This window comes from Acinetobacter higginsii (assembly GCF_000369525.1).
GTDB lineage: Bacteria > Pseudomonadota > Gammaproteobacteria > Pseudomonadales > Moraxellaceae > Acinetobacter > Acinetobacter higginsii.
This window is the reverse complement of the sequence record NZ_KB850070.1, coordinates 321,101-335,567: the sequence shown is the minus strand read 5'-3', so window position 1 is coordinate 335,567 and position 14,467 is coordinate 321,101. Positions and strand designations below refer to the sequence as shown.

The following is a 14,467-nucleotide window of genomic DNA, read 5'->3' as shown; positions in this document are numbered from 1 at the left end:
GTTGTTGTATTCAAGATAAATTCAATACATAACTTGATTTAGTGAATAAACTAGTTACAATACAGACCAATTATCTAATCCGTTAATAACTCTTTCGGTACTAAGTGGCAAAAAATGTAAGACCACCCAAAACCAAAACAGTTTGCTGGCGACAATAGCAAGAGTGAACCACCTGATCCCTTCCCGAACTCAGAAGTGAAACCTCTTAGCGCTGATGGTAGTGTGGCACTTGCCATGTGAGAGTAAGTCATCGCCAGCTTTTAAATCTAGAACACCCCCAACCAACCGTTGGGGGTGTTTTTTATTGGCTGAAATTTTATATCTCAACTTATTTTAATTAGATTTGACTAAAAAGTCTTCATACTCCTCCATCTCTTGCTTAAGATATAAACAATTTGAATCGAGCATCAGTCCATGCAGTTTAAAATTATCGCCGCTCAAGATTTGGATAGACTACAGCGACAACAGATTGCTGAGTTATGTTTTACAGCTTTTGATGAAGATCCTTGGAGTCAGCATGCCTTCATGCAAACAGCTTCTCATTTAATCTGTATATTGGATGAAAAGATTGTATCGCACGCTCTATGGACGGATCGAATGTTCATTGTTAATGACAATATCAGTGTAAAAACTGCCTATATTGAATATGTGACGACTGATCAAATGATGCGGGGGAAGGGGCTAGCATCACAGTTATTAAAATATTTAATCGATGCTTTAACTACTTTGGGTTATGAACTTGCTGCACTCCAGCCCGAAGATGATGCATTTTATAAAAAACTTGGCTGGATTTCTTGGTCGGGGGATTTATATATCAAACAAAATAGCTCTGCTTATCTGACAGATGAACATGAAATTCTGCTGTATCCATTGAGTGTTAAGCCGAAAGAATTGCTATCACATCATACAGCTGATGATGCTATTTGCGCTGATTGGCGAGAGGGTGAGCTTTGGTAGTAACCACTGTATAGCGTATTAATATTGAATAAAATTATTTTAATTTAAAGACCGTATAAAGATAAGAATAGCTTGGTATTTCATCTTGCTAAGTTATAACTTTTCATAAATCTTAACGTTTTCTACTTTCCTCTTAGATTCACACGCCTATAATGATTAAGAATCATTCCAAATCTAATAAGGAAATAACATGTCAACCGATCAGCAATTTCCAACACCTGCCAATCTAGGTATCGCAGTTTATTCAAATAATGCTGAAGCCATTGGTAACACACCTTTAGTTCGGATCAATCGCCTCATCAAAACCGGTGCAACGGTACTGGCAAAAGTAGAAAGCCGGAACCCTGCATTTTCAGTGAAATGTCGTATTGGTGCAGCGTTGATTGCAGATGCGGAAAAACGTGGTGTACTTAAAACAGGTATGCATATTGTTGAGCCAACCAGTGGCAATACAGGGATTGCTTTGGCATTTGTCGCAGCAGCAAAAGGTTATCCAATTACTTTAACCATGCCTGCCAGTATGAGTTTAGAGCGTAGAAAAGTACTAAAAGCTTTAGGCGCGAATCTGGTTCTGACTGACCCAGCCAAAGGTATGAAAGGTGCGGTAGATGAGGCTGTTCGTTTAGCCACTGAAAATCCAGAACTATATTTCTTGCCGCAACAATTTGAAAATCCAGCCAATCCACAAATTCATACAGACACCACTGGCCCTGAAATTTGGCAGGCAACCAATGGTCAAGTGGATATCTTGGTTGCTGGTGTAGGTACAGGTGGTACCATTACGGGAATTTCACGTTATTTTGAGCAAGTTCAAAATAAACCATTGTATTCAGTTGCAGTTGAACCTGCAGAATCACCAATCATCACGCAAACTAAACGTGGTGAAAGCATCACACCTGCGCCACACAAAATTCAAGGGATTGGTGCGAATTTTATTCCTAAGAACTTAGACTTGGATCTAGTTGATGAAGTGCTGCCAGTGAATAGCGCAGATGCAATTGAGTGGGCAAGAAAGTGCGCAACTCAAGAAGGGATTTTAGTCGGTATTTCAAGTGGTGCAGCATTAGCGGCAGCAGCGCAAATTGCTGAACGTCCTGAAAATGCAGGCAAAACCATTGTGGTGATTTTACCGGATAGCGGTGAACGTTATTTATCTTCAGTCTTATTTGAAGGCTTGTTTGACGAAGCGTAATTTCGTGATTCAGCCCATAAAAAAACCATGCTTGAGGCATGGTTTTTTATTGATTTTAAAGCGCTTTTTTTAAGGTTTTTTCGTGGCGTTTGACCGAACGAGCATATTTCTTGGCTTTATGCCGTGTCCAGAAACTGCGTTCGTAGCCTGTTGGCCCAACATTGTAATAGGCGACCGCTTTAGACCAACTGCCAGCAGATCGATAGTAGGTCGAGAGCACATGTGCACCACAGTTAATATTGACATTCTCATCATAGAGATTACCAGGGCAAGACTGCCGCCAATGGCTGGAAATAATCTGGGTTAAACCGATTGCCCCTGTTGGCGAGCGTGCTGAGCTGTTGTAATTCGATTCTTGGCGAATGAGCGCGGCAAGTAAAGTCGGGGATACATCATAACGTTCAGCACTTTGAATGATCATCGGCGATAAGCGATTGGCTGTAGTCGGAGAAACGGAATAGGCATTTTGCAAACCTGAGGAAAGTTGATTTGAGCGATTGGCAAAGGACCCGCTTAAACTGCTACATGCAGATAAACTGATTGCAAGCACAACAAGGCTGATCTTTAAAATGATTGAGGCAAATGGTTTAAAAGCCATATGTTGATCAGAAGAAGTCGATGTGATGTGCAAAACCAGAACCCGATACCAAACAGAAGTATAAGGATGGTATGCACTCAGTTTAGGGGAGTCAATAGTAGTTATTTTACGGTAATGAATGGATCAGAGGGGACCATAAAAAAAGCCCCGACATCCTGTCGAAGCTTTTTCATATTTGGTTTCCTGCTGCCAGCTTCTGTAAATGACTACATTCTGTATTTTTTGTTTGTTTGAATGGGATATCCTGTCTCTCTATGAGTTATAGATTAGTGAATCTAGCTCATTAGGTACATTCGGCAATCACCGCAGTTGTTTTAGGTTTTAAAGAGCTTCTTTTAAACTTTGTTCATGGCGTTTGACTGAGCTGGCATAGCGTTCGGCTTGCTGACGCATATAGGGACTTCGTCTGTAACCTGTAGGGCCAACATTGTAATAGCCGAGGGCTTTTGACCAATCGCCTGTCGATTGATAGTAGTTCGCTAAGATATAAGCACCACAATTGATATTGACGTGTTCATCATATAAATCACCAGGGCAGAACTGTTGCCAAAATTTTGGGCGTACTTGGGTTAAGCCCACTGCATCTGCAGAAGATCGTGCACGGGTTCTATAGCTAGACTCTTGACGAATCAGCGCGGCTAATAAATGTGGTGAAATATTGTGACGCTCAGCAGTTTGCAGAATGATGGGAGCAACCCGATTTGCAGTTGTTGGTGCTACTGAAAAAGCATTTTGAATACCAGAAGACAATTTCTGGGAGTGATTTACCGTAGGTGCCTTGGTTGTCGTACACGCGACAGTGAAGTAAGTACTTAAAAAAATGAGACTCAATTTGGCAAAAGTAATGTGAAAGCGAGAAAAAGAAAATTTTTTGTAAATTATCATCGTAGAAAAATTTGACCGTCATCTATAAAACATGCGGATGGTAGGGAGCAAGCTGATGGGAGTCAATGTAATCTATAGGAGTAAATCGTTTAATTTTAGATATTAAGCCGAATAAGAAAGCCCCGACATCCTGTCGAGGCTTTCTCATATTTGGTTTCTTGCCGCCAACTCCTGTCAACGACCACATCCTGTGCTTGTTATTATTCTGAATGAGACATCCTGTCTCTCTATGCTTGATATATTAGTGAATCTATCTCATTCGGTATATTCGCCAATCACCACAGTCACTGTAGGCTTTTACTTACAAAGTGTAAATTAGCGTTTCTTTAGAATCCAGCCAACCAACCTTTGTGCAATTGGCGCGCAGACCAATACGCTAGGAAAGGCAAACATCCACGCCACGATCCATGCAGACATCCACATCGCAAAGAAATGATCGATAAAACCGACTGCCTTTAATGTGGTGATGCCAGAGATTAAAAAAGACATCATGCAGGATAAAATCAATGGAAATAAAAGACTTGCTGCTTTCACGTGATCATCACTCCTTGATATGCACTTAAGCTCAATGCAAAATTTTGTCCAAACAACTGAGCGGTTTTGATATCGCCAACATCAAAAGCATCTGCCGCACTGGCATGTTCAGCTTGTGCCATAAGGCCAGACCATGACCCGAGACGATTGGCCGCTTGCGTATAAGGAACACCTTGATGTTGCTCAGGTAAAATTGGATTACCGACCCATATCATACCGTGTTGCATCGCAAAGGTGAAAAGTGAAATCAGTGTAGATTGCTTATCGCCTGCGGGTAGTGTGGAAACGGTAAATCCTGCAGCTAACTTTCCTTTAAATGCTTGTTTTTTCCATAAAGACCCTGTGGCATCCATCAACTGTTTCAATGTGCTTGAGACACCACCCAAATAGGTTGGTGAGCCCCAAATCAGTCCATCATAGTGACAGAGTAACTCGGGTTGCGGTATTAACTGTTCAGCGGTGAATAAATCAATTTTAAGCTGAGCAGCTTGTGCGGCACCAAGTTGAATCTGTTGGGCAATAAATTGGGTATGGCCCTGACGGCTATGATAAACAATGGCAATGGACTTCATGGTTTGATCCCTCAGTGAAATAATGCAAGCAGTTGAGCGCTGAGATATAAACCGCAGCCGAAAATAGTGTGATTCATCAGACTTCGTAGGCAGTTTTGCAAAGGCTGTGCTGTTTTCGTTGAAGCAATGCCTGCCCCCATAGCCGGTTGCATGACGAAAAAGGGAATGAGCACTGTAATCACCCCGAAAATAAAAGCAGCGCTAAATTGAGGGTGTCGTAACCATGCTTCGCCTACAATCAGGACAAAGCTGAATGCAAAGAGAATGCCGACACTGTAATGTGCCAGCCAACCCAAGGCATATTCCCTTTGAATAGCAGGACTTTGCGCAATCGATGCATGGATGAACTTGCCCCGAAACATCCAGCCCACCCAACGACCCAGCAAAGCAAAATTTAAGATGGGCTGATTGAGTTTTTTTAACAGCAATAGCCACAGATCCATGATCAGCGTGGCGCCAACACCTAAACCCAGAATTTGAAATAACAGTTCAGCAGTATCCATTTTTTCACCTTGATCTTTTTTGCATAAAACGCGATAAAGAGAGTATGCAAGTTCAAGTCAACTTGAAGTCAAGGGGGATTTATGGATATTGGAGAAGTTGCTAAACGGGCCAATGTGAGCACCTCAACCTTACGCTTTTATGAGGAAAAGGGCTTAATTAGATCAATAGGCCGTCATGGCTTACGCCGACAATATGGCAAGCATGTCTTGGATCAATTGGCATTGATTGCTTTGGGGCGGGCGGCAGGTTTTTCCCTCAATGAAATTGCGCATATGTTTGGGGAGGGTGGTCAGCCCGAATTGGACCGAGCCATGCTCAATGAGAAAGCAGAGCAACTGGAACAAATGACCCGACGTTTGCACTTTATCAGCCAAGGACTGAGACATGCTGCGGTATGTCCCGCAGAAAATCATATGCAATGCCCAACCTTTCAAAACTTTTTAAAAGCTGCGATTGCTGGTGAATATCATCCGATCAAGCTTTAATGATATTGAATGGAGCGGGTTTATTTTATTTATAGAGCCAAGCATGGCGTTACATTGTCATGTTTTCGCCATAAAGACTTCATTTTATTGCAGTAAAAGCGTCATAAAAACTTGTTTAAATTTGCCTAATTTTTTACCAAATGTATAAAACCATGAACAAGAAAACTTTATTGGCCTTATTCTGCTGTAGTGCTTTGGGTTTAACTGCCTGTAATAATGATGACAATAACCAAGATCAGAATACATCGACAGACAAAGTCACAGAACCTACGCTGATCTCATTCGCCAAGCTTCCTGTCGCCACTTATGCCGCTGGGCCTGATTCAGGCAAAGCGGTGAGTGGTGCCAATGGCATCTATCCCCCCTTTAAAGGGCAACCCGTACAAGGCTTTTCTGCTGCCTTAAAAAATGAGGATGGCAGTTATATGGCCATGGCGGATAACGGTTTTGGCACACAGGATAATTCGGCTGATTTCTTATTACGCATTTATAAAATCAAAGCCGATTTTAAAACCAAGAGTAAAGGTTCGGGGCAGGTTTCTGTACAAAGCTTCATCCAGTTACGGGATCCAAATAAACGGATTCCTTTTGAGATTGTGAATGGCAATACGGCAGAACGTTTATTGACAGGGGCGGATTTTGATCCTGAATCGATGCAACGTGCGCCGGATGGTACCTATTGGATTGGTGATGAATTTGGCCCATTCTTGTTGCATTTTTCAGCAGATGGGGTTTTACTTGATGCGCCGATTGCTTTGCCAAATCCATTTAATCCGAGCCAAGAGTTACGTTCTCCGCAAAACCAGCTGAATAAAGCCAATATCAATTATGTTGAGCCATTGGTGGGGCGCAGTAGTGGTTTTGAAGGCATGGCGATTTCACCAGATGGCAAATACCTGTATCCGCTACTGGAAAAGCCATTGCTGAATGACTCGACAGGTCGGCTGCTGATCTCCCAGTTTGATCTGCAGAAGAAAGCCTATACGGGTGTTTATTATTGGTTCGTACTAGACAGTAAAGCCACCAATATTGGCGACTTCCAACTGTTTAATGACAAAGAAGGCATCATTATTGAGCGCGATGTGAGTCAAAATAATCTCGGTGGCCATAAGAAACTGATTCGAATTAAATTCAATGAGCCGAAGCAGGTGGTGGCACGCGAAGACTTGGTCGACTTAATGAAAATTGCCAATCCAAATGGGCTGTATGGCACAGCGCGTGAGGGAGATATTGGTACAGGCAAGGTGTTTGCCTTCCCTTTTGAAACCATTGAAGATGTGATTATTGAAAATGGCACGACTTTGACAGTATTGAATGACAATAATTTCCCTGGTTCATCAGGACGCAATGCCAAACTCGCCGATGATAATGAGATCATTCAGATTCGCCTGCCTAAAGCATTATTTTAAACATTTGATAAAAATGGCCGAAATGATCATTCCGCATTTCGGTCGAAGGCGTATACTGATCGGGCATAAGGAGTCCTCATGTCTGAATCAGTGCTGCGCCCAACCCATATTGAATATGGTTCGAAATCGTTTACTGCGATTTTATGGTCATTGTTCTTTGCTGGTTTCGCGTCATTTTCCTCGTTGTACTGTGTACAGCCGATGATGCCGATCTTTGCAGAATTCTTTCATGTCACTCCGACCCACAGTAGTTTTCCGCTGTCTTTTTCTACCATTGCACTGGCTATTGGCCTATTGTTCACGGGCTTTATTTCCGATCGATTCGGGCGTAAACCCATCATGGTGTTTGCCTTATTTCTGGTCTCGATTTTATTACTGATTAGTGCTTCTTTTCCAATCTGGGAAATTTTTCTAAGTACCCGTGTTTTGATTGGTCTAGCTGTTAGCGGTGTTGCTGCGGTAGCGATGACTTATATCGGAGAGGAGATTGCGCAGAAGGATATCGGTTTTGCCATGGGGCTGTATATCTCAGGTACCGCGATTGGCGGAATGGGTGGGCGTCTGATTGCAGGTGTTTTGGTTGATTTTATTTCTTGGCAATCGGCAACTTATATTATTGGTTTTCTGAATTTTGTGATTGCCTGCTTATTCTATCTGTTATTACCCAAATCACAGCATTTCAAACCATTTCCATTCCGATTTTCACGTTTTAAAGCAGCCTTTGAGCAAAATCTAAAAGACCCGAAATTACGCATTTTATTTGCCCAAGGTTTTATTCTAATGGGCTGCTTAGTCACGGTCTTTAACTATATCAGTTACCACTTATTAGAAGCCCCGTTTCATCTATCGCAAACATGGATCGGTCTAATTTCAATTGCTTATCTGGCAGGCATTTATAGTTCACCCAAAGCCGCGCAATGGGGCTTTAAATATGGGCGCGATAAAGTGTTGCCAGTTTTACTGGTCATGATGATTATCGGCCTATTGATTACCTTGATTCCATCGCTCTGGACTATCTTACTGGGCCTCACAATTTTTACCTTTTCATTTTTTGCGGCCCATTCGACGGCCAGCAGTTGGGTTTCTGTTCAAGCGGTTCAGTATCGGGCAGTGGCTTCTTCGCTGTATTTATTCTGCTATTACATGGGGTCGAGTTTATTGGGCAGTAGTGGTGGGTTGGTCTGGGAGAACTATGGCTGGACGGGAATTAATCTTATGGTGGCTGTGGTTTTAGCACTCGGGTTATTTTTAGCATTGCGGTTGAGATTTTTGTCGATGCGGCAATCGGATTGACTTTGCTTTTTATGATTTATACCTTAGAGTTTTCCTTAATAAATCAAAAATGAAAGTATTAGAATGACAAGGGTTAAACAGATCTGGATTGTGTTTCTAATCATTATTTCGTTAATGATCAGTTTTTTTGCTGGTGCTTTAACTGCGGGCTTTAATTATTGGTTTCAGCCCTTAGTCCACGTGCAAATCTCAAATCACAGCGGGCAAATGATTAGTCAGCTGAAGCTACATGTGCAAACAGCAGGTGTGCAGCATGAGATCTTTTTCCAGCCCTTAGAAAATAACAAGACAATAGAAACGCAATTCTTTGTACAGGGCGAAGGTGGATATCAGTTGGAAGCGACACTTGCGAATGGTCAAACCGTTTCTGGAGGTAGCGGCTATATTGAGTCGGGTTATACGGTCAAAGAGGTGGTTCGAGCAAATGGAATAACCAGTACTGCTTCCTATTAGTTAAAACTTCAGTTTGATGCTCATATTTATATTTTGCTTAAACTTTATACAAATAATTTGTTATCCCCTTGTTCCTGAATGTTTTATAAACAGGGAAAATGAATGAAATTCATGTTAAAATGATCGGCTTTCATTTTAGGGGTTAAAATACCAACAGCCCTTATAAATGTCTCTCCTTCATCTGCTAGCCGAGATTCGCAAGCTATGTCTACTGCCTATACCATGCAGACTGCGCCTAAAGCGCTGTTTGATTACGACAAATATTGGGCGTCGTGTTTTGAACCCGCACCATTTTTGCCGATGTCACGAGAAGAAATGGATCTACTCGGCTGGGATGCATGTGACTTTATTTTAGTTTGTGGCGATGCTTATATTGACCATCCATCTTTTGTATCAGGTGTGATTGGGCGAGTACTTGAAGCACAAGGCTTCCGTGTCGGAATCATTGCGCAACCTGATTGGACCAATGTCGAGAGCTTCCGCGTTTTAGGTAAGCCAACCATTGCATGGGGTGTGACTGCAGGGAACATGGATTCAATGATCAACCGTTATACGGCAGATCGTAAAATCCGCTCTGATGATGCGTACTCACCAAATAATGAAGCAAATAAGCGTCCAGATCGTGCAGCAACGGTTTACTGTCAGCGTTGCCGTGAGGCTTTTCCAGACGTTCCAGTCTTACTTGGTGGGATTGAAGGCAGCTTACGTCGTATCGCACATTATGACTATTGGTCAGACAAAGTTCGTCGCTCAATTTTGATGGACTCTAAAGCTGATTTGTTGATGTATGGCAATGGCGAGCGTGCCATTATTGACGTAATGCATCGTTTAGCCAAAGGTGAAAAAGTCCACGAGATTACCGATGTTCGTGGTACTGCATTTATTATCAATAAACATAATAAAAAATCGAAAGCAAAATTCGTTGAAATCGCCAGTAACGATGTTGATACCATTGGTCGTGTTGATCAAATTATCAACCCCTATGTCATGACTGAAGACATTGATGGCTGTGAAGTTGAAAAAGAAAAAGGTAACTCACTGGCACAGTATCAAAACTTCCAAAAAGAAATCGTTGCCAATCCAATTGTACGTGAAGGCGATCAGCTCGATCCAGATACCCAAATTGTGCAGTTAAAGCCTGCGCCATCCAAAGCGATTAAACATAAATTACCGCCACGTGAGTTGGCTGTGATCCGTTTGCCTTCTTTTGAAGAAGTTGCGGATGATCAGGTGCTTTATGCCCATGCCAACCGTATTTTGCATCTGGAAACCAACCCCGGTAATGCACGTGCCTTGGTGCAGCGTCACGGTGAGCGTGATGTCTGGATCAACCCACCGCCAATTCCTTTGACCACTGAGGAAATGGACTACGTCTTTGATTTACCTTATGCACGTTTACCGCATCCGTCATATGCGAATGCACGTTTTCCTGCCTTTGATATGATCAAATTCTCGGTCAATATCATGCGTGGCTGTTTCGGTGGTTGTACTTTCTGCTCGATTACCGAACATGAAGGTCGTATTATTCAAAACCGTTCCGAAGATTCAATTTTACGTGAAATTGAAAAAATCCGTGATACAGCGCCAAACTTTACTGGAATTATTTCGGATTTAGGTGGCCCAACGGCAAACATGTATCGTTTGCACTGTAATGATCCTGAAATTGAAAAGAACTGCCGTAAACCATCCTGTGTATATCCGGGTGTGTGTCAAAACTTACATACCGACCATGCACCTTTGGTTCAGCTTTATCGTAAAGCCCGTGAAATCAAAGGGGTGAAGAAAATTCTGATTGGTTCGGGTCTGCGTTATGACTTGGCCGTACTGAACCCTGAATATGTCAAAGAATTGGTACAGCACCATGTTGGTGGTTACCTGAAAATTGCGCCTGAGCATACTGAAAATGGCCCATTATCCAAGATGATGAAACCCGGCATCGGGACTTATGATCGCTTTAAGCAAATGTTTGAGCGTTTCAGTAAGGAAGCAGGTAAGGAGCAGTATTTAATTCCGTACTTTATTGCTGCACATCCGGGTACCACCGATTACGACATGATGAACTTGGCAATTTGGTTGAAGAAAAATGGTTTCCGTGCCGATCAGGTACAGACCTTCTATCCATCGCCAATGGCCACTGCGACTACGATGTATTATTCAGGCAAGAATCCGCTGTCTAAAGTGGCACGCTATACGGAAAATGTGGATATTGTGAAAGGTGAAAAACGTCGCCGTTTGCACAAAGCTTTCTTGCGTTACCATGATCCAAATAACTGGCCTTTGTTGCGTGAAGCCTTGAAGGAAATGGGACGTGCGGACCTGATTGGTAACTCAAAACAGCATTTGATTCCGACTTATCAGCCGCAAGGTACCGCTGAAGGTGAATATAAATCGGCACGTAAGAAGAATTCGTCTGTCGCAGGGGATTCTGCAAAACGTGGTCAAGGCCAGTCTCGTTCACCGTCAGGTCAACAGCGTCCGCAAAAAGGGCAGCTATTGACGCAACATAATGGTTTACCGCCACGTGAAACGGGTGAGAAAAGACCATTTTCAGGAAAACCAAAGTCTAAAACCAAAGCACCTCGTTAATTGGGTATTGAAGAAGGCATGAGAGTTCATGCCTTCTTTTTTATGCCTAAATTATTATGTGATCACAATTTGATCGTAAAACTATCGCTCATAGAAACATAAACTGACAATAACGACTTGAATCTTGGCAAACGAATGATTATAAATAAAGTGCAGAGGGCTATTACGACTTTGGTCGTCTAGGAAAACACGATTAAAAAACTTAAGTTTGCACTGCAAAATGACTTTGCTATCGATGTTCTTGATTAAAAAAATTGGCATAAAGCCAAATGATTATAAAAAATCTAAAGGGATTAGTTAGAAATGTATTATTTTATAACAACAGTTGGGTTGCTGTTAATCACAGCACTTGCACTTCGTCGCTTACAACAAAATAGGCGTCAGGACAGTCCATTAAAACGCCGTGGTATTTTAAATATTGCGGAGCAAATTACCTTGATGCGTTTACAAGCTGTATTACCACGTCATACCGTGTTGGCGCATGTGTCTTTTGATGCTTTACTGACCACTAAATTTGCGCACACACGTCGGAAGTATCAAGGTTTAGTTGCAGATTTCGTCATTTTAGATCAGCAGCATCAAGTGCTTGCGATTATTGAGATTGCTGACGAATCTTATGTGAACCGCCTGCATCAAAAGCATTATCAAGATAGCTTACTTGAATTGGCAGGCTATCGTGTACTGCGTTATAGCAGCATTCCGACTGAACAGGAGCTCAGAGAGGATTTAGTGCCTGATTTGTTTGAGCCTACCGCTATTTCAGCGGCAGGTACCTCAGCATCAATGTCGCTGCCTAAAGCAGATCGAATGATGAAATATAATGAATTCGCATTTAAATCTTATTAATTTGGGCGAACCGCAGTGACTGTCATTTCAACCAAAACATCAGGTGTGTAGAGTTTAGATTCGACACAGGTACGTGCTGGGGGATGTCCCTCAGCAATCCATGCATCCCATACTGCATTCATGGCTGCATAATCTTTTTCGATGTCTTTTAAAAAGATCAGTACAGATAAAATATGGGTTTTATCTGTACCTGCTTCTGCCAATAAACGATCAATATTATCTAAGGTCTGCTGTGTCTGTGCGGTTACATCAACGCTGGTATCATCAGCCAATTGACCTGCTAAATGAACAAGATTTCCTGAAATTGCAACTTCGCAATAACGTGATGTGACATGAAGGCGTTGCACAGACATAGTGATTCCCAAATCGAAAAGTATAGTGGGGATTGTACTTGATGCCATTCAGCTGCAATGTAATTTTCTATAAATCAGGCTAAAAAAGTTTCTATTTCCATTAAGTTACGATGTTTAAAAACCAAAATGCAGCGTTGTTGTGGGCAAATAATAATATTTCCCAGATTCAAAAACTGGATTTTGGCCTGTCGTAATTGATTCAGACAGCTTGCAATCGAGCTATGTAAAGGGCATAGCTGTTTAAGTTGCTTTAACGCTAAATAAGTCGTTGGGTACATGGTTTTATTCCTGATCAATGCCGTGAAAAGAGGCGAAGACATTACTTCGCCCCTATGTTTTTTTATTGGCTTGGTTGTTCGGATTGATACCAGTTGACATGACGGGTGATGAACATCACGCAGGCAATCAGGATGAAGGACAGGATGGAGCCAAATAAGAAGGTCTTACCGCTGGATTGCAGTAACAGATACATCATGCCGTAGAGCACACCCAATAAAATCCCGAATAACAGCGCAGGCTTAATCCCTTTGACTACAAAATATAAATACCATGTGATGAGACCGACACAAGCGATTGCTGCCGCTAGATAGGCGAATGCAAAGGCGTAATATTCACTGATCGAAAGTAACAACACGAAGAATACACCTTGTGCCATCGCAACCAAGGCATATTGCACAGGATGGATTTTGAGTTGTTTTAAGACTTCAAACAGGAAGAAGCAACCAAAGGTAATGATGATCACCATCACACCGTATTTAATGGCACGATCGGTTTGGGTATAGATATTGACAGGTTCTAGGAATTGAGTGGAAATACCAGAGATATTTGCTGGGGTGCCTGTATCGTATGTTTCTACCGCTGCTGTTGGTACAGGATCTTGAGCATTTAAAATTTTATAAAAGCACTGGCTATTTTCGCACAATGACACATTTTCTAAATTACGTTTACCCAGTGCGATATTTTTCCAGTCTGCTTGAAATTGGTGTTTTTCACTGGATTTTTTAAAGGGTAGGCTTTGCCCATCATATTTAACATCGCCCCAGTTGCCCGTGGCTTGATAGGTCATTTCATAACTGGTCGGAATGAAGCTGAATTCACTGAGTCCTTCAAGCTCGAATTGTAGGCCAAACTTAAAACCCTGTTGGAACTTTTGCACCAGTTCAGGGTACTGCTTCGCTGTCAGGTGCATCAGGTCAAAACCGCGTTGTCCTTGGCTTTGTTCTGAAAAGTCGAACTTATAGGCCTTGCCATCAATATTGAAGATTGGTTTGGCATTCAGCCCACGCGCATCTTGGATTGGAAAAATAATTTCAGCCTGTTCCCATCGATAATCACGTTTTGCTTCGTTATCGATGGCCTTGAATGTACCTTTGCCTGACATCGAGTTCTGATAGCTGATCGCTTTATAAATATTGCGTCTATAGGTACTGTCCGAAACCTTAAATTGTGCACTCCAGTCGGTCGTTTCAGCCCCGATAGCGACAAATAGGGTTTGCGTACAGGTATAGCTTTTCTTTTGTTCATCGGTACAGGTGGTTTGTACTTGATAGGGTAGTTTTAAATAAGGTGCAACAATTTGTTGTGGACGAATTTGTTCGTTGGCGATGTCATGAATGACTTGTTGTTGATAGCTTTGGCGTTCTGAGACCAAGCTCGAAATAAAAAACAAACCAATATAAAAAATCAAAATCAGGAACAGAATGGCTCCGATTTTAAGATTGATAAAATTGCGACGCATATGAAATTCCATGGTCATTAGGATATGACCAGTATCTATATGCGAGATGCGCTTCGGATGAG

Annotated in this window: 16 protein-coding genes and 1 rRNA gene; 9 read left to right on the top strand and 8 right to left on the bottom strand. The window is 42.0% G+C overall.

What is annotated here, in order from left to right; genetic code table 11:
* The first annotated feature begins 144 nt into the window (after positions 1-144).
* The 3 genes from rrf to cysK all read left to right on the top strand — a co-directional run bounded on the left by rrf (position 145) and on the right by cysK (position 2,149).
* Positions 145-259, top strand: a 5S ribosomal RNA gene (gene rrf, locus F902_RS02140).
* Between the two features lie 155 nt (positions 260-414).
* Positions 415-957 carry a GNAT family N-acetyltransferase gene (locus F902_RS02135; RefSeq protein ID WP_005200671.1) on the top strand — a complete coding sequence of 181 codons (543 nt, stop codon included), beginning with the start codon at positions 415-417 and terminating at the stop codon, positions 955-957.
* 190 nt (positions 958-1,147) lie between these two features.
* Positions 1,148-2,149, top strand: a complete 1,002-nt coding sequence (gene cysK / locus F902_RS02130; RefSeq protein WP_005200669.1) for a cysteine synthase A — start codon at positions 1,148-1,150, stop codon at positions 2,147-2,149.
* Between the two features lie 55 nt (positions 2,150-2,204).
* On the opposite strand, the gene F902_RS02125 is transcribed toward cysK, so the two are convergent.
* From F902_RS02125 to F902_RS02105, 5 genes are all read right to left on the bottom strand, one after another.
* Positions 2,205-2,747 (bottom strand): lytic transglycosylase domain-containing protein, encoded by a 543-nt coding sequence (locus F902_RS02125; RefSeq protein ID WP_005200666.1) that lies wholly within the window; start codon positions 2,745-2,747, stop codon positions 2,205-2,207.
* A gap of 321 nt (positions 2,748-3,068) precedes the next feature.
* Positions 3,069-3,632, bottom strand: coding sequence for a lytic transglycosylase domain-containing protein (locus F902_RS02120; protein WP_005191649.1), 564 nt, complete (start codon positions 3,630-3,632; stop codon positions 3,069-3,071).
* A 315-nt stretch (positions 3,633-3,947) separates the two neighbouring features.
* Positions 3,948-4,166, bottom strand: coding sequence for a DUF2798 domain-containing protein (locus tag F902_RS02115; protein ID WP_004656444.1), 219 nt, complete (start codon positions 4,164-4,166; stop codon positions 3,948-3,950).
* Positions 4,163-4,738: a flavodoxin family protein gene (locus F902_RS02110; RefSeq protein ID WP_004802036.1), complete on the bottom strand. Its 576-nt coding sequence runs from the start codon at positions 4,736-4,738 to the stop codon at positions 4,163-4,165. Before F902_RS02110 ends, F902_RS02115 begins: the two co-directional genes overlap by 4 nt.
* An 11-nt stretch (positions 4,739-4,749) precedes the next feature.
* Positions 4,750-5,241, bottom strand: coding sequence for a DUF2938 domain-containing protein (locus F902_RS02105; RefSeq protein ID WP_005200664.1), 492 nt, complete (start codon positions 5,239-5,241; stop codon positions 4,750-4,752).
* Positions 5,242-5,322: 81 nt separating this feature from the next.
* Between F902_RS02105 and F902_RS02100 the strand changes: the two genes are divergently transcribed.
* From F902_RS02100 to F902_RS02075, 6 genes are all read left to right on the top strand, one after another.
* Complete coding sequence (locus F902_RS02100; protein ID WP_005200662.1) at positions 5,323-5,727, top strand: helix-turn-helix domain-containing protein; 405 nt, start codon at positions 5,323-5,325, stop codon at positions 5,725-5,727.
* A 152-nt stretch (positions 5,728-5,879) separates the two neighbouring features.
* Positions 5,880-7,136, top strand: a complete 1,257-nt coding sequence (locus F902_RS02095; RefSeq protein WP_017401965.1) for an esterase-like activity of phytase family protein — start codon at positions 5,880-5,882, stop codon at positions 7,134-7,136.
* Between the two features lie 78 nt (positions 7,137-7,214).
* Positions 7,215-8,429 carry an MFS transporter gene (locus F902_RS02090; protein WP_005200658.1) on the top strand — a complete coding sequence of 405 codons (1,215 nt, stop codon included), beginning with the start codon at positions 7,215-7,217 and terminating at the stop codon, positions 8,427-8,429.
* A 63-nt stretch (positions 8,430-8,492) separates the two neighbouring features.
* The gene (locus tag F902_RS02085) at positions 8,493-8,882 is read left to right on the top strand and encodes a hypothetical protein (protein WP_005200656.1); all 390 of its coding nucleotides are present in this window, start codon (positions 8,493-8,495) and stop codon (positions 8,880-8,882) included.
* A gap of 204 nt (positions 8,883-9,086) precedes the next feature.
* Positions 9,087-11,468: a YgiQ family radical SAM protein gene (locus F902_RS02080; protein WP_005200654.1), complete on the top strand. Its 2,382-nt coding sequence runs from the start codon at positions 9,087-9,089 to the stop codon at positions 11,466-11,468.
* Positions 11,469-11,771: 303 nt separating this feature from the next.
* Positions 11,772-12,314: a DUF2726 domain-containing protein gene (locus F902_RS02075; RefSeq protein ID WP_004802049.1), complete on the top strand. Its 543-nt coding sequence runs from the start codon at positions 11,772-11,774 to the stop codon at positions 12,312-12,314.
* Here the strand turns inward: F902_RS02075 and F902_RS02070 are convergent.
* The 3 genes from F902_RS02070 to creD form a co-directional block, all read right to left on the bottom strand.
* A complete protein-coding gene (locus tag F902_RS02070; protein WP_005200652.1) occupies positions 12,311-12,667 on the bottom strand; it encodes a RidA family protein in 357 nt (118 codons plus the stop codon). The genes F902_RS02075 and F902_RS02070 overlap by 4 nt on opposite strands.
* Before the next feature lie 74 nt (positions 12,668-12,741).
* Positions 12,742-12,945 (bottom strand): hypothetical protein, encoded by a 204-nt coding sequence (locus tag F902_RS02065; RefSeq protein ID WP_005200650.1) that lies wholly within the window; start codon positions 12,943-12,945, stop codon positions 12,742-12,744.
* 62 nt (positions 12,946-13,007) lie between these two features.
* Entirely contained in the window at positions 13,008-14,405 is a 1,398-nt protein-coding gene (gene creD, locus F902_RS02060) for a cell envelope integrity protein CreD (RefSeq protein ID WP_005200648.1), read from the bottom strand.
* Between the last annotated feature and the right edge of the window lie 62 nt (positions 14,406-14,467).

Bases quoted from the DNA above. Each gene is read 5' to 3' on its own strand.
- F902_RS02100 (WP_005200662.1), top strand. From the start codon at position 5,323: ATGGATATTGGAGAAGTTGCTAAACGGGCCAATGTGAGCACCTCAACC.
- F902_RS02080 (WP_005200654.1), top strand. From the start codon at position 9,087: ATGTCTACTGCCTATACCATGCAGACTGCGCCTAAAGCGCTGTTTGAT.
- F902_RS02065 (WP_005200650.1), bottom strand. From the start codon at position 12,945: ATGTACCCAACGACTTATTTAGCGTTAAAGCAACTTAAACAGCTATGC.
- F902_RS02120 (WP_005191649.1), bottom strand. From the start codon at position 3,632: ATGATAATTTACAAAAAATTTTCTTTTTCTCGCTTTCACATTACTTTT.
- F902_RS02110 (WP_004802036.1), bottom strand. From the start codon at position 4,738: ATGAAGTCCATTGCCATTGTTTATCATAGCCGTCAGGGCCATACCCAA.
- F902_RS02075 (WP_004802049.1), top strand. From the start codon at position 11,772: ATGTATTATTTTATAACAACAGTTGGGTTGCTGTTAATCACAGCACTT.
- creD (WP_005200648.1), bottom strand. From the start codon at position 14,405: ATGCGTCGCAATTTTATCAATCTTAAAATCGGAGCCATTCTGTTCCTG.
- F902_RS02090 (WP_005200658.1), top strand. From the start codon at position 7,215: ATGTCTGAATCAGTGCTGCGCCCAACCCATATTGAATATGGTTCGAAA.
- F902_RS02135 (WP_005200671.1), top strand. From the start codon at position 415: ATGCAGTTTAAAATTATCGCCGCTCAAGATTTGGATAGACTACAGCGA.
- F902_RS02085 (WP_005200656.1), top strand. From the start codon at position 8,493: ATGACAAGGGTTAAACAGATCTGGATTGTGTTTCTAATCATTATTTCG.
- cysK (WP_005200669.1), top strand. From the start codon at position 1,148: ATGTCAACCGATCAGCAATTTCCAACACCTGCCAATCTAGGTATCGCA.
- F902_RS02105 (WP_005200664.1), bottom strand. From the start codon at position 5,241: ATGGATACTGCTGAACTGTTATTTCAAATTCTGGGTTTAGGTGTTGGC.
- F902_RS02125 (WP_005200666.1), bottom strand. From the start codon at position 2,747: ATGGCTTTTAAACCATTTGCCTCAATCATTTTAAAGATCAGCCTTGTT.
- F902_RS02095 (WP_017401965.1), top strand. From the start codon at position 5,880: ATGAACAAGAAAACTTTATTGGCCTTATTCTGCTGTAGTGCTTTGGGT.
- F902_RS02070 (WP_005200652.1), bottom strand. From the start codon at position 12,667: ATGTCTGTGCAACGCCTTCATGTCACATCACGTTATTGCGAAGTTGCA.